Origin of the sequence: Ilumatobacter sp., from assembly GCF_041688325.1 — a bacterium.
Taxonomy (GTDB): Bacteria; Actinomycetota; Acidimicrobiia; order Acidimicrobiales; family Ilumatobacteraceae; genus Ilumatobacter_A.
Genome location: NZ_JBDNIJ010000263.1, coordinates 1 through 17,390, shown reverse-complemented (window position 1 = coordinate 17,390; position 17,390 = coordinate 1). Strand labels below are relative to the sequence as shown.

At 62.7% G+C, this 17,390-nt stretch carries 15 protein-coding genes; 8 read left to right on the top strand and 7 right to left on the bottom strand.

From position 1 onward, the window contains the following. Position 1 precedes the first annotated feature (1 nt). A complete protein-coding gene (locus tag ACH2EI_RS14480) occupies positions 2-763 on the top strand; it encodes an enoyl-CoA hydratase (RefSeq protein WP_395152220.1) in 762 nt (253 codons plus the stop codon). A 48-nt stretch (positions 764-811) separates the two neighbouring features. On the opposite strand, the gene ACH2EI_RS14475 is transcribed toward ACH2EI_RS14480, so the two are convergent. Then, positions 812-1,813 carry a DUF459 domain-containing protein gene (locus tag ACH2EI_RS14475; RefSeq protein WP_395152222.1) on the bottom strand — a complete coding sequence of 334 codons (1,002 nt, stop codon included), beginning with the start codon at positions 1,811-1,813 and terminating at the stop codon, positions 812-814. A gap of 198 nt (positions 1,814-2,011) precedes the next feature. On the opposite strand from ACH2EI_RS14475, the gene ACH2EI_RS14470 reads away from it, so the two are divergent. Further along, positions 2,012-3,157: a BMP family protein gene (locus ACH2EI_RS14470; RefSeq protein ID WP_395152224.1), complete on the top strand. Its 1,146-nt coding sequence runs from the start codon at positions 2,012-2,014 to the stop codon at positions 3,155-3,157. A gap of 3 nt (positions 3,158-3,160) precedes the next feature. Here the strand turns inward: ACH2EI_RS14470 and queF are convergent, their stop codons facing one another. Continuing rightward, positions 3,161-3,532: a preQ(1) synthase gene (gene queF, locus ACH2EI_RS14465; protein WP_395152226.1), complete on the bottom strand. Its 372-nt coding sequence runs from the start codon at positions 3,530-3,532 to the stop codon at positions 3,161-3,163. 59 nt (positions 3,533-3,591) lie between these two features. Here queF and ACH2EI_RS14460 point away from each other — a divergent pair, with 59 nt between their 5' ends. Next, positions 3,592-4,947, top strand: a complete 1,356-nt coding sequence (locus ACH2EI_RS14460) for a plastocyanin/azurin family copper-binding protein (RefSeq protein WP_395152228.1) — start codon at positions 3,592-3,594, stop codon at positions 4,945-4,947. Between the two features lie 50 nt (positions 4,948-4,997). Beyond that, positions 4,998-5,861, top strand: a complete 864-nt coding sequence (locus ACH2EI_RS14455) for a phytanoyl-CoA dioxygenase family protein (RefSeq protein ID WP_395152230.1) — start codon at positions 4,998-5,000, stop codon at positions 5,859-5,861. 25 nt (positions 5,862-5,886) lie between these two features. Here the strand turns inward: ACH2EI_RS14455 and ACH2EI_RS14450 are convergent, their stop codons facing one another. After that, positions 5,887-6,729 (bottom strand): transposase, encoded by an 843-nt coding sequence (locus ACH2EI_RS14450; protein WP_395152232.1) that lies wholly within the window; start codon positions 6,727-6,729, stop codon positions 5,887-5,889. Positions 6,730-6,808: 79 nt separating this feature from the next. Here ACH2EI_RS14450 and ACH2EI_RS14445 point away from each other — a divergent pair, with 79 nt between their 5' ends. After that, positions 6,809-7,891 carry an adenosine deaminase gene (locus ACH2EI_RS14445; protein ID WP_395152234.1) on the top strand — a complete coding sequence of 361 codons (1,083 nt, stop codon included), beginning with the start codon at positions 6,809-6,811 and terminating at the stop codon, positions 7,889-7,891. 2 nt (positions 7,892-7,893) lie between these two features. Next, positions 7,894-8,529, top strand: coding sequence for a uracil phosphoribosyltransferase (upp, locus tag ACH2EI_RS14440; RefSeq protein WP_395152236.1), 636 nt, complete (start codon positions 7,894-7,896; stop codon positions 8,527-8,529). A 53-nt stretch (positions 8,530-8,582) separates the two neighbouring features. On the opposite strand, the gene ACH2EI_RS14435 is transcribed toward upp, so the two are convergent. Together ACH2EI_RS14435 and ACH2EI_RS14430 are read right to left on the bottom strand one after the other, a co-directional pair. Continuing rightward, the gene (locus tag ACH2EI_RS14435) at positions 8,583-10,214 is read right to left on the bottom strand and encodes a phospho-sugar mutase (RefSeq protein ID WP_395152238.1); all 1,632 of its coding nucleotides are present in this window, start codon (positions 10,212-10,214) and stop codon (positions 8,583-8,585) included. Further along, entirely contained in the window at positions 10,207-11,211 is a 1,005-nt protein-coding gene (locus tag ACH2EI_RS14430) for an adenosine kinase (protein WP_395152258.1), read from the bottom strand. Before ACH2EI_RS14430 ends, ACH2EI_RS14435 begins: the two co-directional genes overlap by 8 nt. Positions 11,212-11,254: 43 nt before the next feature. Here ACH2EI_RS14430 and ACH2EI_RS14425 point away from each other — a divergent pair, with 43 nt between their 5' ends. Further along, complete coding sequence (locus tag ACH2EI_RS14425; protein WP_395152240.1) at positions 11,255-13,873, top strand: M1 family metallopeptidase; 2,619 nt, start codon at positions 11,255-11,257, stop codon at positions 13,871-13,873. Positions 13,874-13,911: 38 nt separating this feature from the next. Then, positions 13,912-15,330, top strand: coding sequence for an FAD-dependent oxidoreductase (locus tag ACH2EI_RS14420; protein ID WP_395160543.1), 1,419 nt, complete (start codon positions 13,912-13,914; stop codon positions 15,328-15,330). Positions 15,331-15,470: 140 nt separating this feature from the next. On the opposite strand, the gene ACH2EI_RS14415 is transcribed toward ACH2EI_RS14420, so the two are convergent. Continuing rightward, positions 15,471-16,262, bottom strand: a complete 792-nt coding sequence (locus ACH2EI_RS14415; protein ID WP_395160541.1) for a class I SAM-dependent methyltransferase — start codon at positions 16,260-16,262, stop codon at positions 15,471-15,473. A gap of 83 nt (positions 16,263-16,345) precedes the next feature. Next, a complete protein-coding gene (locus ACH2EI_RS14410) occupies positions 16,346-17,353 on the bottom strand; it encodes a ferrochelatase (protein ID WP_395152246.1) in 1,008 nt (335 codons plus the stop codon). Between the last annotated feature and the right edge of the window lie 37 nt (positions 17,354-17,390).

The window sequence follows — 17,390 nt, the reverse complement described above, 5'->3', positions numbered from 1 at the left end:
AATGGCTGAAGATCAGGTCCTGCTCGACATCTCTGAACGGATCGCAACAATCACGTTGAACCGGCCTGGTGCGCGCAACGCGTTGTCGAGTGACGTCCTGCGCCTCCTCCCCGAACGTCTGCGCCAGGCTGAGGCCAGTGACGACGTCGACGTGATCGTCCTCACCGGCGCCGACCCGGCGTTCTGTGCAGGCCTTGACCTCAAGGAACTCGGATCGACCGGCGGCAACCTCGGCGGAACCGGCTCCCGCGATCGCGGGCCGTTCCCTCACTTGACGAAGCCGATCATCGGGGCAATCAACGGCGTTGCGATCACCGGTGGCTTCGAACTCGCACTCAACTGCGACTTCCTCGTCGCGAGCGAACACGCCAAATTCGGCGACACCCACGCCCGCGTCGGTGTGATGCCCGGCTGGGGCCTCACCGTGCTCCTCCCTCAGGCGATTGGTGTGCGGCGCGCCCGCGAGATGAGCTTCACGAGCAACTTCATGTTGGCCGACGAAGCACTGGCCTTCGGCCTCGTCAACCATGTCGTTGCCCACGCTGAGCTGCTCCCGTTCACCCGCCAGCTCGCCCGAGACATCAGCGGCAACGAGCAGGCCGGTGTGCGCCAGATCCGTTCCACCTACCACGCGATCGCCATGGACGACGACCAGTGGGAGACCGAGGCCCGGGACGGCCGCGCATGGAGCCGAGCGCATTTCTCACCCGCCCAAGTCGAATCACGACGAGCCGCCATCCAGGCACGCGGCCAACAGCAGTAAGACCGCGCACCGGTGGGTTGCGTCGGCCTGTACCGCTGAGCTGCTGGATCAGATGTTGGCGCCGCGCGCGCGAAGGTCGTCGCGAACGACCTGAGCAATGTCGAGGGCAAGGATCTCGGCGCCATTCACGTTGAGGTGGAACCCGTCGTCAGCGCGAACGTCTTTGCCTTCACCGTCACGAGGGTCGATCACGAACTCGGCCCAGTTGCCCTCACGGCCGGAGAACCGGGCCCAGGTGTCAATGAAGGTCACGCCAGGCCGTGCGGCGGCGGCGGCTTTTGCCGCCCGATCTTGAATGGCGAGGCGCGCCGTCACGTCGGGATTGTCGTCGTTGGGAATGCCGACCCAGATGACCGTCCGCCCGCCTTCGAGGAGGAGATCCATCACATCGCCGGCGCGTTTCGTGTACTCGGTGCTCCACTCCGCTTCGTTGGCCACCGGATCACCGATGACGAACTGCAGCTCCTCTTGGAAAGCGGACAGGCCTTGGGCATCGTTGCCGCCGAACGTGGCGACGACGATGTCCGGGTCGACTGCCGGAAGCGCAGCGGCGAGTTGATCCGGCCAGTTGTAGAAGTCGGGTCGGGCGAGTCCTGACGAGACCTTGTAGTTGAGCTGCGTCGTTGCGACTGTCGTTCCGTCGAGGAGTTGCTGGAGATACGGACCGAACGTTCCGGCGTCGCTGTCGCCGACGATGTACACGCGAGCCGGGTTATCGGCTGTCGGCGGGCCGTCGACGCGAGGCGCGGCTGCTTCAACTTCGGTGACCGGAGGATCGGTTTGCGGCGCTTCCTCTTCTGCCTGCTCAATGTTTGCGCCGTCGAGAACTTCGGTCTCGCCAGCAACGGTCGTCGTCACCCCCACACCGGCCCCTGCCGACGCATCCAGCGGATTGACGACCGTGCCAGCGTCGGCACTGTCACCACTGAAGTATTCAGCGACTGCCTTCACACCGCTGTACGCCACGACGAGCAGAACACAAATGACGCCGACCCGCCGGAGTAGTAACTGCGCTGTACTGGTACCCGATTCTGGTGCTGACATCGACATTGCAGTGCAACGATACGGCCCCGAACGGTCGGTACTGAGGCATGGTCAGCGACACAATGCAGCAATCGTCGCGCCGATCGCGCCCCGCCCGCGAGCGGTATCATCCCGTGCTGCATCAAGCGACCGTTCGCATGAACCGTTCTGAGATGCTGATCAACCATTTTCCAGTTCCCTGCTCACCCTATAGAAAGCTCGCACGTGATCTCGACAGCGAAGTTGTGCGTCCTCTGCATCGCTGCAAGCGTGCTTGTCACCGCCTGCAACACCGATGGCAGCGATGGCACCGAGACGACCGATGCAGCGACTGACAGCCAAGCCGAACTCGACGGCAACACGACGACTGCGGCTGGGACCGACAACCTGGCAGAAAACACGCTCCCTCTCGGCGACGGTACGCCGACCAGATCCGCTGTCGGATCGGTCTGCGTGGTACTCGACATCGATCGACGCAGCCCGCAGAACCGTTCGGTTGTCGCAGGCGCGCAGCGCGCCGCTGCCCAGTTCGGCGTCACTGTGGACGTCACCGAACCGGTCACTGAGGCCGATTACGCAGCGGGCTTCGACAACTTCGTCGCCGACGGCTGCTCGCTGATCGTCGCGTCGAGCGTCCACCTTGCAAATGCTGCCGAAGTCGCAGCCAAGAAACACCGCGATCAATCCTTCGCAATCGTCGACTACGACTATCCCAACCGGATCGACAACATGATGGAGCTGACGTTCAACGCCACCGAACCCGCGTTTCTAGCCGGATATTTAGCAGGCGCCACCACCAAAACCGGTGTCGTCGCCACCTATGCAGGTCTCAACATCGAACCGTTCACGCGGACGATGGACGGGTTCCTACAAGGCGTTTCTTTCTACAACCGTCAGGCCGGCACCAGCGTGCAAATTCTCGGCTGGGACGGCACAGACGGGCAATTCGTCGGCAGCCTCGACGACCCTGACATCGGAGTAGATATCGCGACCGACTTCGTCGCACAGGGAGCTGACACCATCTTTCCGGTTGCCGGCGACGTCGGGCTCGGCTCAGCGACCGTGGCCCTCGCATCACCCGACCCGGTCCGGATCATTGGCATCGACAACGACCTCTACGCAGCACACCCCAAAGTCGGATCGGTCTACCTCACCTCAGTAATCAAGCACTTCGACGTGGCAATTGTTGAGGCAGTCGAACGGTCGATCTTTCTCGGAGACATCGGTGGACAGTTCGTCGGCACCCTCGAGAACGGTGCGGTCGACATCGCGCCATTTCACGCACAGAGCAACACGATCTCCGAAGCGCTCCGCGAGCAACTCGCCGAACTCCGCGCCGAGGTCATCGCCGGCAACGTGACGACCCGCTGAATCTCAGGCGGTCAGCTCGCTCACGGCGCGCACTTCGATGCCGCCCCGTGGCCGCTGGGTCAAGGTGACCGTGACGCGCTGCGGCTTCGCCGTCGTCATGAACTCAGCAGCGATCTCCGCGGCGAGGGCTTCAGCAAAAACTGCCCGATCGCGAAAGCCCCACAGGTAGAGCTTGAGGCTCTTCGACTCGACGCACCACTCGCCTGGAACGTATTCGATCACGACATCGGACAGATCCGGCTGCTCGGTGACCGGACACATCGAGCAAAGTTCGTCATTCGTGAAGGTCACGGACGAGATGTTCTTCGGTGCGCGAAATACCTCAACGTGATCGATCGCATGACGAACGGTGTTGCCCAGCACTGTGAGTTCCATGGCGGCAAGGCTACTGTGAGGTCTTTCTGGGGCAGGGCAAATGACTTGAGGTGTGCCACATGCGACGATCCAAGATAACTGCGCCATTGTTCGCAGCTGCACTCGTGCTTGCCGCCTGCTCGGCCGGCGCTGACCAAGCATCGCCTCCTGCGACCGAACCGCCAGCAACTGGCGTGGCCATCCCGGCCCCGCCCGCACCTGCACCACCGGGCACGGAGCCGATCGAAACCACCACGACGATCGACCCGGTCGAGGCACAGACCATCGAGCAGGTCAACGAGTACATCGCCCAGGCTGCTGCATTCGACCAGGCGGGCGCCGACATCCAGTTCCCGCAGGGCCTCACCTTCCAGGCCGGGGGCGCACCTGGTTATTCCCGTTACGTCTTTCGCGAGAACGCCGAAGGCGTCATGCCTTCGCTCGTCGAAGGTCCCATCGTCGGCGCCGTCAGGTGTCAAGACGAAGTACGCACCTGCTCCCGCCAAGAACTGAAGGCTCTGGCAGCGAGTGGTGAAGCCATCCCCGACGACCTCCAGATGACGGCCGACGAACTCGATCAACTTGTCGCACAACTCGACGAACTGAACGTCTTTGCCGAAGCCCACAGCGACGTCAACACCGCGTGCGCCGAGGGCTACATCAGCGACCGCACCCAGACGGCCAACATGGGCTCACACTTCTACAAGATCGAATCAATCGTCAATGGGTTCGACCCAGGCGAACCCGAGATCCTGCTCTATGCCCTGGCCGACGGCACCATGCCAGGCGGCCCACTCGGGTCCTGTGAGAACGGCGCCTGGAACGGCGAACCGCTCGTCCTGGTCGGCACAGCGTTCATCATCCCACCGGAGATCATCGGCAACGATCACCCCGACACCTTCGTCGGACCGCTCGACAACTGGCACATCCACTACAACCTCTGTCGCGGCGCAGCGCAGGGTCGAGACACGTTCGTGCCCAAGTCCGAGTGCGAAGAATCTGGCGGGCGCTTCTCCGCTGCCCTCGGCTGGATGTTGCATGCCTGGGTCGCTGACGACTTCGACAACCAACTCGGCGTGTTCGGTATGTGGAACTCGTCGATCCAGCCAATCATCGACCCCGCGCTGATCCTGGCGAGCCGACTCGTCCAGGGCTCCGACTTCCCTCAGGGCGCTAAACAGTCCGTGATCGCCGACTTCCTCTATGGCGGCGACCTCACGGTGACTGCCGGTCAGCCACTGTTCTTCAACAATGTTGACGGTGTGCCGCACACGGTGACCGCTGGCACCCCGGCGGCCCCGTCACTTGCCGACTTTGACTCGGGCCTGCTGACGCCCGGCAGCAACTTCGAGCTGACCTTCGACGATCCCGGCAGCTACAGCTTGTTCTGCACGCTGCACCCTGACATGGTTGCCAACGTCACCGTCACCGAGTAGGCGGTCACACTGTGCCAGGCCCAGTGTGACCGGCCGCTAGCGTCAACCCGGTGCTGACCGCCGAGCAGATCGACCGATACCACGCTGACGGATTTCTCGTCATGCCCGACTTCGCGTCGACCGACGCCTGCGACCGGCTGCGGGCTCGTGCCAACGAAATGGTTGCCGCGTGGGAACCGGGCGAAGAACGATCCGTGTTCACGACCAATGAGCAGGAACGCGTCTCGAACCGCGAGTTCCTGACCAGCGGCTCATCGACGTGGTGCTTCTTCGAAGAAGAGGCGTTTGACGACACCGGTTCGCTCCGCCAGGCCAAAGAGTTGTCGATCAACAAGATCGGCCACGCTCAACATGACACCGACGACGAGTTCCGCCAGTTCGCGTACAACCCTGATCTCGGTGCGGTCGCCCGCGACCTCGGAATGACCGACCCGCGCGCGTTGCAGTCGATGTACATCTTCAAGCAGCCTCGAATTGGTGGCGAGGTCAGTGTTCACCAGGACGCCACGTTCTTGTGGACTGACCCGCTCAGCGTCATTGGGTTCTGGTTTGCGCTCGAAGACGCCACCATCGACAACGGCTGCCTGTGGGCCGTTCCTGGAACACATCGCGGCCCGCTCCGGAAGCTGTTCAAGCGCAATCGCCTCGACGATCCAGCAGCCTCCGATGGCACCATTTTCGATGATCTCAGCGACGAGCCGCTTCCAGCTCCCAACTCGCCCGACGCTGTCGCGCTCGACGTCAAGGCGGGCACGATGATCGTCCTGCATGGCCTGCTCCCCCATTGGAGCAACCCGAACCGGTCCACCCGGAGCCGTCACGCTTACAGCCTCCACTGCATCGACGGCGCTGCGGACTACCCCGCCTGGAACTGGCTCCAGCGCCCCGCTGACATGCCGCTCAACGCCCTCTGACAGCCCCACCCCATCACACTGGCGGTCACACTGTGTCAGGCACAGTGTGACCGCCGAACAGTCTGAGGGCTCGACCCAACGCAGAGCCCAGCCGCGGGTCGTCGCATCGTCGCTGACGGGCTCGACGTTGGGCTCGATTCTGGGCCTCCAAATTTGGAAACCCGAGCAGCCGTTCGAGGCGCCCCCGATCACGATCGCAAACAATGTCGAGTAACAGGATGATCAGTGTTCGAATGACGTTCGGCCCCGGTGCGTCGAGCTCGAACGCGTGGTCGGCGGCCATCGCCAGAATCGGTCGGAGTGCCCCGGAGGCAGGTAACACAGGCGCTCCTTGAAGATCGTCTCGTACAAACTGATCGAACTCAAGCGAGGTTCCTCCAAAGACCTCCAAGACCTGAGCGGAGTCCAGAAACGGCGGCACCTGACGATGCCCGAGGTACGTGCGGTGACTACTCCATCGATACGACGAAACATCAGCAACACCTCGCAAGTCCAAAGCGTTCCGGTGGACATACCGCACGCTTGCGACCAACTGCACATCGCTCAAGACCGGAATCGAGTGGAACCGGCCTCTGAAGAGCGGACCGTCCCGACCGATTCGGTCGTTCGCATGTCGTGTGAAAACTGCGCCGAGCAGTTGCATCGCGTCAGAAAGACCCCCGGCCGGACAATGCAATACCAAGTGGTAGTGGTTGTCCATCAGGCAATACGCCAGCGTTCGGACCTCAAACCTCTCCCAGATCACACCCAGTAGCCGACCGAACTCGACACGATCAGCATCGCAGAAGAACACCACCTGACGATTCACGCCGCGGTTCATCACGTGGTAACGCCCGTCGTCGATGTCGACCCTTGCTATCCGCCCCATGCAGCCATCTTGGCGAAACGGTGTCACAGAGTTTCCGGTCAGACTGTGCCTGGCACAGTGTGACCGGTACCTTGAATGCATGTTGTCGACTGATGTGATTCACCGGGCGCCGAAGGTCTTGTTGCACGACCACCTCGATGGTGGTCTGCGACCTGCCACCGTGGTTGATCTGGCCAGCGAATACGGCTACGACGGTCTGCCGACGACCGACGTTGACGAACTCGGCTTGTGGTTCAACAAGGGCGCCAAGCGCAACGACCTTGTGCTGTACCTGGAGACATTTGCCCACACCGGAGGCGTCATGCAGCATCGCGATGCGATTGAACGTGTCGCCTACGAATGCGCTCAAGATCTGGCTGCCGACGGCGTCGTGTACGCCGAGGTCCGGTTCGCCCCGGAACTCCACCTCGATCAGGGCCTCACGCTCGACGAAGTCGTCGAGTCAGTGCTCGACGGCTTCCGGCGGGGGTCTGAGGGCACCGACCTGACCATCTACGCACTACTCGACGCAATGCGCCAAGCTGCGCGCAGCGTCGAGATCGCCGAACTCGCTGTCAAGTACCGCGACGCCGGCGTCGTCGGTTTCGACATCGCTGGCCCAGAAGCGGGCTTTCCACCCACGCGTCACCTCGACGCCTTCCAGCTGATCAACCGGGAGAATTTCCACTCGACGATCCACGCCGGCGAGGCATTCGGCTTGCCCTCGATCTGGGAGGCCGTTCAGTTCTGTGGTGCAGAGCGCCTCGGCCACGGCGTGCGGCTGATCGATGACATCACCATCGACACGAAAGGCGATGTCAAGCTCGGTCGCCTGGCCAGCTTCATCCGCGACCGCCGCATCTGCCTCGAAGTCTGCCCGACATCGAACGTCAACACCGGCGTGTGCGCCTCGATCGCCGAGCACCCCATCGCGCTGCTCCGCCGCCTCCAGTTCCGCGTCACGGTCAACACCGACAACCGACTGATGAGTGACACCTCAATGAGCCAGGAAATGGCCGCTCTCTGCGAAGCATTCGACTGGGGGCTGGACGACCTCCAGTGGCTCACGGTCAATGCAATGAAGTCGGCCTTCGCTCCGTTCCCCGAGCGATTGAAGCTGATCAACGGTGTGATCAAACCTCGCTACTCGGTCCTCAAAGCCGAAGCCGATCTGGGGATCTGACCATGACTGTTGAAACCGTCGTCGTCGACCATCCGCTCGTCCTTGACTCGCTCGCCGTGATCCGAGATGTCGAAACACCCAACGCACTGTTCCGCCAGAACCTCGAACGAATTGGCACGTTGCTGATTGCCGAGGCGACGCAAACGTTGCCGACCGTGAGGGGCAGCGTCGAGACGCCGCTCACCACAGCAGCGACCGAGCGCCTCGCGGTGCAGCCGGTGATCGTGCCGATCTTGCGCGCCGGGCTCGGCTTCCTCCGACCAGCCCAGGACCTGCTGCCCGATGCCGACATTGGGTTTATTGGCATCGCGCGCAACGAAGAGACGCACCAGCCCGAGCCGTATGTCAACAAACTCCCGGACAACATTGCCAACCGACCCGTCATCGTGGTTGATCCGATGCTCGCCACGGGCGGGTCGCTGATCCACACGCTCCAGCTCCTCATTGAACGAGGGGCATCGCAGCCGCTGACGGTCATTGTCGCGCTCGCTGCGCCCGAGGGCATCGCCGCCCTCGAAGCATCCGGTATCGACGTCACGTTGTTCACTGCCGTGATCGACGAGCGTCTCAACGACAGCGCCTACATCGTGCCCGGGTTGGGCGACGCTGGCGATCGCCAGTTCGGCGCGCCGGCCTGACTGAACCGCGCTCGGGCGGTAGCGGTCACACTGTGCCTGGCACAGTGTGACCGCTACTCAGCGAGGGCGTGCAGCAGACGGTCAAGTTCAGCGGGGTCAAGGTCGACCGCTTCGCCGTAGAGCTTGACTTTCGGCTCAGTTCCGCTCGGTCTGATCTGGAGGCGCGTGCCGCCTTCCAGTACAAGGCGCACCAGGTTCGCTTCGGGGTACGACGAGACTGATTCGACAACCATTCCACCCACCGTTGTCGGCGGCTCTGCTTCAATCCGACGCACCCAGGCAGCACCCTCGGTCGGCGGCATTCGGACCGACAATTCGGCGGTCTCATAGCGGCCGTACTGGGCCGCGATGGCGTCGAGCCGGTCTTGGATCGTGACACCATCGGCGACGGCAACCGCTGCGATCTCGGCCATCAGAACTGCGGCACTGATGCCGTCTTTGTCGAGTGGCCGACCTGCTACGAGGTAGCCGAGGGCTTGCTCGTAGCCGAATACCAATCGCTGGCCCAACGCCGCACGCTCGGTAGCAATCTTGCCAATCCACTTGAACCCGGTAAATGTCTCCGCGCTGTGCACGCCGTGCGCCTCGGCCATGCGGGCCAGCAGCGACGACGACACCAGCGTCGTGACCACAAGGCGATCATCACCTTCGGTGTGGTGCAAAATGTGGTCGGCAAACAGCCAACCGATCTCGTCACCACTGAGCTTGCGCCACGTGTGCTCGCCAGATGAGCCGGCTCGCGTGTCAGGGATTGCCGCGCCAAGACGGTCAGCGTCAGGGTCGTTCGCGAGTGCAATTGCGACATCGTTCAGCTCGGCGACGGCGAGTAGCAGGTCCATTGCCCCGGGCTCTTCGGGGTTTGGAAACGAGACCGTCGGGAACGTGCCGTCCGGCTCTTGCTGCTCGGCCACGACGAGCGGAACATCGAATCCTGCCGCCGTGAACGCAGCGGCGATCATGTCGCCCCCGACGCCGTGCATCGCTGTGTATGCGATCGGTACACCTGGCACCTCAGGGCAAAGGCGCACCGCTGGGATGTCGGCCAGGTAGGCGTCGTCCCACGACGTGTCGAGCCATCGGATGAGCGGGTGATCCTCCGGAGCAAGTTCAACGGTGAGCGGGTCGAAGCGCTCGATACATGCGGCAATCTCGTTGTCGATCGGGTTGACGATCTGCGATCCCGTGTCGAGGAACACCTTGTAGCCGTTGTCTGCTGGCGGGTTGTGTGAAGCGGTAACAACCACGCCAGCTGCGGCGTTCAACCCGGTGATCGACCAGGCGAGTACTGGCGTCGGCGTCAGGCCTGGGTGCAACATTGCCCTGATGCCCATTGCTGCAAGGACCCGTGCCGTGTCGACGGCGAAGACATCGCTCTTGCGGCGAGCGTCACGAGCGATCACGACGCCACGGTCGGACGCTTCAGGCACCGAGTCGAGCAGCCATTGTCCAAGGCCAGCGGCTGCCTGACGTACAACCAGTCGGTTCATTCGCATCGGCCCTGCTGCGACCGCCGCTCGGAGGCCCGCGGTTCCAAATTGCAGTCGACCAGCGAATCGGTCGGCGAGCTCAACGTCGTCACCCGCCTCGGCCGACGTGATCAACTGATTGAGTTCGGTGCGGATGTCATCGTCAGGTTCAGCATCGAGCCAGGCCCGAGCGGTTGCCAGCAGTTCGTTCTCAGCCATCAGGCAACAGGGTACGCAACTCGACCAGCGGGCGAGGGCCCACGTGCGAGATCACTTCCGCAGCAGCGATCGCACCGATCGTTCCGCACTCGACCAGCGTCTTGCCCGACGTGAGCCCGTGGAGGAAGCCGGCAGCGAACAGATCGCCGGCGCCGGTCGTGTCGAGCACCCTCTCCACCGGCACGGCCGCTACTTCGATGAGTTCGTCGGCGGTGACGATGACGCAGCCCGCGGCACCCTTGGTGATCACAGCAAGGTTGCATCGCTGGCGCACAGCGGCGATTGCCTCGTCGAGCGAATCGGTCTCGTACAGCGACAGGAGTTCGTCATCGTTGCCGAAAAGGATGTCGACACAATCGTCGACGAGGGCGAGAAAGTCTTCCCGGTGGCGGTCGACACAGAACGAATCGCTGAGCGTGAGCGAGACCTGTCGGCCGTTGGCATGAGCGACGCCGGCCGCATGCCGGAAGGCTGCTTTGGCGTCGTCACGGTCGAACAGATACCCCTCCATGTAGAGGACTTGACCGCCGGCAATCGCGTCTTCGTCGAGATCGTCGATACAGAGCGAACTGGACACGCCCAGGTACGTGTTCATCGTCCGCTCGGCGTCTGGCGTCACCACGATGATGCATCGGCCCGTCGGCGTGTCGTGATCGATGCCGCCACCGATGAATGGCACGCCGACAGCACGCATGTCATGTCCAAAGACGTCGCCAAGGTCGTCGTGGTTGACCTTACCGATGTAGCAGGCGGTGCCGCCGAAGCTGGCGACTCCGACCATCGTGTTGGCGGCTGAACCGCCGCTCATCTCGACCGCTGTACCGAGCGCGGCGTACAGCTCGACAGCCCGTTCGGTCTCGATCAGGGTCATTGCACCCTTGTTGAGATCGTGTTCGGTGAGGAAGTCGTCGGAGGCGTAAGCAATCACATCGACGAGTGCATTCCCGATTCCGACCACAGCGAATTTGACCGGCGGGGCGGCACCTTGGACAGTCATTTCAGACACGGGCCGCAACGATAGCGCCAGTACCATCTCGACCATGGCCGCCGACTCTCACACCTCCCCTGACCTCAGCTCCGGCGCACCGTCAGGCGCGGCTCAGTCGGCCTGGCTCGACACACTCGATCCGTATCGCCTCCCAGCTGGTGTCACCCCGAATCGTTACGACATCCGGCTGCGACCGGCGCTCGACGACTCCACCTTCACCGGCAGCATCACAATTCAGCTTGACGTCGCCATCGAGACCGACACGTTCGTGTTGAATGCCGCCGAACTCACCATCGATGCATGTTCGGTGAACGGCACTCCCGCAACGGCCGAGTTGGTCGAAGCGACCGACCGCTTGATTATCCGTACCGCGGCGCCGATTACCGAGGGTTCCGCAACGATGAGTATCTCGTTCGCAGGCATCTTGAACGACAAACTGCGCGGTTTTTACCGGAGCACGTACAACGATGCCGATGGCGCTGAACAGGTCATCGCCACCACCCAGATGCAGTCAACCGACTGCCGGCGTGCCTTTCCGTGTTGGGACGAGCCTGAGTTCAAGGCGGTGTTTGGGATCACGCTCGACATCGCTGACGGGCTCGACGCCATCTCCAATGGCCCCGAGATCGAACGGGTCACCACCGAGGAAAAAAACGATGGCCAACGGACCGTCATCCGCTTCGCCGACACGATGACCATGTCGACGTATCTGGTCGCGTTCATCGTCGGCCAGCTCGAGATGACAGCACCGACCGACGTCAACGGTTCACCGATGCGCGTCGTGCACGTTCCGGGCAAGAGTCATCTCACCGACTTCGGCATGGACGTCGGCGTGTTCTGTTTGAAGTGGTTCGAGGAGTACTACGGCATCCCGTACCCGAGTGACAAGGTCGACCTCGCCGGCCTCCCCGACTTCGCTGCCGGCGCCATGGAGAACCTCGGGTGCATCACATTCCGTGAGAGTCTGCTCCTCGTCGACCCTGCCACCTCAACACAGAACGAGCAGCAGCTGGTCGTCGATGTTGTGGCACACGAACTGGCCCACATGTGGTTCGGTGACCTCGTCACGATGCGCTGGTGGAACGGCATCTGGTTGAATGAGGCGTTCGCCACATTTATGGAGATCGCTGCGTGCGACGCCTACCGACCTGACTGGGAACGCTGGACCAGCTTCGGCCTGGAACGCAGTGCAGCATTTGATGTCGACGCACTCGACAGCACACGTTCGGTCGAGTTTGAGGTCCGTTCCCCTGCTGACTGCGAAGGGATGTTTGACGTCCTCACGTACCAGAAGGGCGGATCACTCCTGCGCATGTTGGAGCAATATCTCGGCGAGCAGACCTTCCGCGAAGGCGTCAGCCACTATCTCCGTCTGCACTCATACAAGAACACCGAGACAAACGATCTGTGGGACGCCATCGAGTCGACCTCCGGTGAGCCGGTCCGGCGGATCATGGATTCGTGGATCTGGCAGCCGGGCTTCCCACTCATCACGGCGACCCTCAGCGACGACGGCGCCAGCGTCGAGCTCAGCCAGCAGCGGTTCCTCCTCAACCCGGAATCTGCGGCCGACCCGACCGAACAGATGTGGGTCGTCCCCGTTCACATCAGCAACGGCGACACCATCACCACCGTGCTGCTCGACAACATGCACACCACTGTTGCATTGGCTGATCCGGCCGCTCCGGTGATCGTCAATGCCGGCGGACACGGCTTTTACCGCGTCGCCTACGACACGACCCTGCGCGCCCGCCTCGCCGGCGCCCTCGGCGACATGAACACACTCGAGCGGTACAGCCTTGTCGACGACGCCTGGGCCGCCACCGTGGCCGGCAGCCTGTCGGCCGTCGAATTGCTCACGCTCCTCGAAGAGTTCGGCGACGAACGCGAGCACGCCGTCTGGCAGGCTGTGGTCATCGCCCTCCGCGGGCTCAGCCGGCTCATCGACGACGACGCGCTGCCCGCCTTTCAGCAACGAGTCCGAGGGCTCGTCCAACCCGCACTCGCCGAACTCGGCGAGCCGCAAGCAGACGAGAGCGATCTGGCTGCGAAGCTTCGCGGTCTGCTCTTGTCGACCGCCGGCGTGCTCGGGCGTGACGAGTTTGTCATCGGCATCTGCCGCGACCTACTCGAGTCGTCTACCGAACCGGAAAATACTGTCGACCCTGAACTCGTGGCTGCCGCAACGTCCGTCGTCGCGGCAACCGGCACCGTTGCCGACTACGAACGGCTCCAGCATGGCTTCCTCACTGCGTCGACCCCTCAGGAGCAGCTCCGCCAGCTGTACGCGCTCACCGAGTTCGATGACGAAGCGTTGATCCTGCGCACCTGCGAGTTTGCGTTGACCGACAACGTCAAAACGCAGAACGCGCCGTTCGTCCTTCGCATGGCGATGGCAAACCGTCGCCACGGTGCGGCCGCGTGGGGGTTCATTAAAGACAACTGGGACCACGCCAACAAGGAGTTCCCGACGAACACGATCTCGCGTATGGTCGACTCCGTGAAGTTGCTGACCACACCCGAGTTGGTCGCCGATGTGCAGATGTTCTTTGTCGAGCATCCGATCCCGCAAGCGGTCAAGACGCTCGACCAGATTCTCGAACGACAGGGCATTAATGCAGCCCTCCTCGCGCGAGATTCCGCACATCTTCGCGCCCATCTGACATCCTGATGGTGGACATGACCTGACGGGCCAACAGAAGGAGCAACATGCTGAGTCGACGCACATTCTTGACGGGCACCGTTGCTGCCGCAGCTCTTGCAGCATGCGCTGGCGAGAGTGCCGGTGAGAGTGATGACGAAACGTCGCCCACAACAGTGACGATCAGGCCAGGGGCCGACGCTGTCAGCGACGACATCGCCAACGAGCCACCTGTTGCAGGCCGGTTCACTCCTGTGGCATCAATCATCACGCGTTGGCGGCAGGACCCGTTCGCGTTCGGGAGCTATAGCTACTTGCCACCCGGCGCCAGCCCAGCCGACCGAGCTGCATTAGGCGCGTCCATCGGCGGACGACTGTTCTTCGCCGGCGAGGCGACGTCACTCGACTACTCGGCCACGGTTCACGGAGCGCTGCTGTCCGGCCGTTTGGCTGCAGCCGAAATCGATGCCATCGCGAACGATGGAGAGACAATCGTGATCATCGGGGCCGGCGCCGCTGGCCTCGGCGCCGCCCGCTCGCTGGCCGACGCTGGCTACGCCGTGACCATCGTCGAAGGTCGCAACCGGATCGGAGGGCGCGTCCACACCGATATGAGTCTCGGGGTCTCGTTGGAGATCGGGGCAGGGTGGATTCACGGTGCTGACGGCAACCCGCTGACCGAGCTTGCCGAGCAGTTCGACGTCGAGCGGTTCGTCACTGACGAGAACGAGAGCATTCTCTACGACGCGGACGGCAAGGAAGTAGACGACGACCTGCTCGAGTCGATCGAAGAACTGCTCGCGCAGCTGGACTTCAACGGCGCGGCGACAATCGGCGATGTCATCGAGACCGCCATTGCCAAGCTCGACGACGGAGAGGCGCGCATCGCCCGTTACGTCGCAACCTCGGTCGTTGAGCACGAGGCTGCTGCTGACATCGGCCAGCTCTCACCCGAGTCAATGGTCGAAGGCGAGGAGTTCGAAGGCGACGAGACGGTGATGCCCAACGGTTATATCAATCTGCTGGCCCCACTTGCCGAAGGCATCGACGTGCAGTTGGAACGAATCGTTACCTCCATCGGCCACAGCGACGAAGGCGTTGAAATCGGGTTTGCCGATGAGTCTATGGTCGTTGCCGACCGGGTACTGGTCACCGTGCCGCTCGGCGTGCTCAAAGCCGGTGTGATCAAATTCGAACCAGAACTCCCTGGTGACAAACTTGCCGCCATCGGCCGGCTCGGCATGGGTGTTCTCGACCGCGTGATCCTCGAGTTCGACGAGGTCTTCTGGGACGAAGATGTCGACCTCATCGGGTACGTCGGTGACGAACCTGGTCTCTTCGTCGAATGGGACAACTGGGCACGGGTGGTCGGCAAGCCGATCATCGTCGGCTTCAATGCCGGCTCAGTCGCCGAACGAATCGAGGCCCTGCCCGATAGTGAGGTCATCGACCTCGCAGTCCAGGTGCTGACCAACATCTACGGCTGAATCGCTCACAACACTCGCGGCCTTCATCCCCACAGGAGTTGAAGAATTTTCTCTCCCCTCCGGAAGCAGTCAGATTGGTGGAGGCCAAGGCGCGAGACGACGTGGTCGAGCTTGCTCGATGAGGAGTTCTCGCAACGCAGTCATCCGCCAATCTGGCGCTTCCGGAGCCACCAGACTTGTTCGGAGGGGTACTTCTTCGACCAATCGGCGGGCATCCAGAACCGTGTTCCTGCGGCTGAATCAGGAGCTTTCACTTCGACATAGTTGTCGATCTCGAAACCGATGTCGCGGAATAGTGCCATCCATTCCCCGATCGGCAGGTTGAACTCGATGCCGCCCGGGTCTTCGGCGGCGTCGGTCCAGTCGAGCTCACCAAGTTCGAAGTACGACCGCTCCAGCGTGACGCCGATGTTGTTATTGCCTGCCTGCGGCGCACATACCATGGCGAGCGGGTGGTGCCCGAGAAAGACGAGTTCGCCACCCGGCCGCAGTAGGCGATGAGCCTCGGTGAGCCATTGCCTCGGTTCGCACCAGATCGCTGCCCCGTACTCGCTGATCGCGAAGTCGAACGATCGGTCTGGCTGTGCGACGGCTTCGGCATCGCCGTGCACCCATTCGATCCGCTCGACGTCGTAGATGTCGGCCAGGCGCTCGGCGGTGGCAAGTTGCTCGGCGGAGTTGTCGATGGCGTACACGTCGGCGCCGCGTCGCTGCATCCACGCGCTGACGTAGCCGGTGCCGCAACCGAGCTCGATCGCACGCTGCTCACGTAGCGACTGGGGAAGGAGTGGCAACTCGTCGTTTGATAGACCCCAGATCCCCCACGTCGGTTCCATCCGAGCCCAGGCCCGTTCGCCAGATGCAACCCATTGATCGGCGGTCGCATCCCAGTGGCGCCGGTTCTCTGCAACGTGACGAGGCAACGTGGTCATGTCCCGACCGTAGGCGGTGGCTCGTCGCTGCCTGCAGAGCATTTCTGCTGACAGCACTGCCAAGTGAACCCCGGCGCCAGAGTTCAGGACGGGCGGCTGGGGCGGCCGACGGGTTCGGACCCAAGCGGGGCGAGGCAGTGGCCTTCGGGGCACGGGTCGGACCACGGCCCGGCGTTGCCAACAAACAGCACGGGGCCGCCAGACACCTTTTCCTCGACGAGTTGCCGCAGGCCTGTGACGAATGCCGCGTGAGTGCCGACCGTTGCGGCCCGACGCATGTCAATGCCGACGCTTGCTGCCGTCTCGGCCGCCTGGAAGTCAAGGTCGAACTGCACTTCCATGTGGTCACTGATGAAGCCAAGCGGCAGCAGTGTCACATTGGAGATGCCCTGCTCTGCGAGCGCACGCAAATGGTCGTTGACATCCGGCTCGAGCCACGGCACTTGTGGCGGGCCGCTCCGGCTCTGGAACGCGATGTCCCACTCGGCGCCGACACGGTCGGCGACCAGGCCCGCCATCTCGTCGAGCTGCGTTTGGTAATCGCACCACTGTGCCATCGACAACGGGATCGAATGTGCGGTGAACACCAGACGAGCACCTGGCCGATGGACCTCTTCGATGCGGGCGACCACCGCGTCAATGAAACCGGGATGGTTGTAATACAGCCGCAGCTTGTGGAGCACAGGAGCGTCGGCGCCCACCGCTTCGCTCGCCTCGGCGAGGTCCTCGCGGTACTGGCGACAGCCGCTGTACGACGAGAACGCCGAGGTGGCCAACACGAGCGCATTGCGCACACCGTCGTCGCGCATCTGCGCGACCGTGTCGGGCAGATACGGCTCCCAGTTGCGGTTGCCGAAGTAGATCGGCAGGTCGATGCCCACCGAGTCGAACTCAGATCGGAGCGCGTCGATCAGCGCTTGGTTCTGCTCGTTGATCGGCGAGCGTCCGCCGAACTGTTCGTACTGTTTGGCGACCACGGCAAGTCGTTCGTCGGGCACGTTGCGCCCAGCAGTGACATTGCGAAGAAACGGCATCACATCGTCAGGCCCATTCGGGCCACCAAAACTCAAAAGACAAAGTGCGTCGTACACCGATTCATTATGCACAGCAATCGAGACTGCGACCGGG

Coding starts and splice junctions, on each gene's coding strand:
- ACH2EI_RS14450 (WP_395152232.1), bottom strand. CDS start 6,729: ATGGGGCGGATAGCAAGGGTCGACATCGACGACGGGCGTTACCACGTG.
- ACH2EI_RS14445 (WP_395152234.1), top strand. CDS start 6,809: ATGTTGTCGACTGATGTGATTCACCGGGCGCCGAAGGTCTTGTTGCAC.
- ACH2EI_RS14415 (WP_395160541.1), bottom strand. CDS start 16,262: ATGACCACGTTGCCTCGTCACGTTGCAGAGAACCGGCGCCACTGGGAT.
- queF (WP_395152226.1), bottom strand. CDS start 3,532: ATGGAACTCACAGTGCTGGGCAACACCGTTCGTCATGCGATCGATCAC.
- ACH2EI_RS14435 (WP_395152238.1), bottom strand. CDS start 10,214: ATGGCTGAGAACGAACTGCTGGCAACCGCTCGGGCCTGGCTCGATGCT.
- ACH2EI_RS14430 (WP_395152258.1), bottom strand. CDS start 11,211: ATGACTGTCCAAGGTGCCGCCCCGCCGGTCAAATTCGCTGTGGTCGGA.
- ACH2EI_RS14480 (WP_395152220.1), top strand. CDS start 2: ATGGCTGAAGATCAGGTCCTGCTCGACATCTCTGAACGGATCGCAACA.
- upp (WP_395152236.1), top strand. CDS start 7,894: ATGACTGTTGAAACCGTCGTCGTCGACCATCCGCTCGTCCTTGACTCG.
- ACH2EI_RS14425 (WP_395152240.1), top strand. CDS start 11,255: ATGGCCGCCGACTCTCACACCTCCCCTGACCTCAGCTCCGGCGCACCG.
- ACH2EI_RS14475 (WP_395152222.1), bottom strand. CDS start 1,813: ATGTCGATGTCAGCACCAGAATCGGGTACCAGTACAGCGCAGTTACTA.
- ACH2EI_RS14420 (WP_395160543.1), top strand. CDS start 13,912: ATGCTGAGTCGACGCACATTCTTGACGGGCACCGTTGCTGCCGCAGCT.
- ACH2EI_RS14460 (WP_395152228.1), top strand. CDS start 3,592: ATGCGACGATCCAAGATAACTGCGCCATTGTTCGCAGCTGCACTCGTG.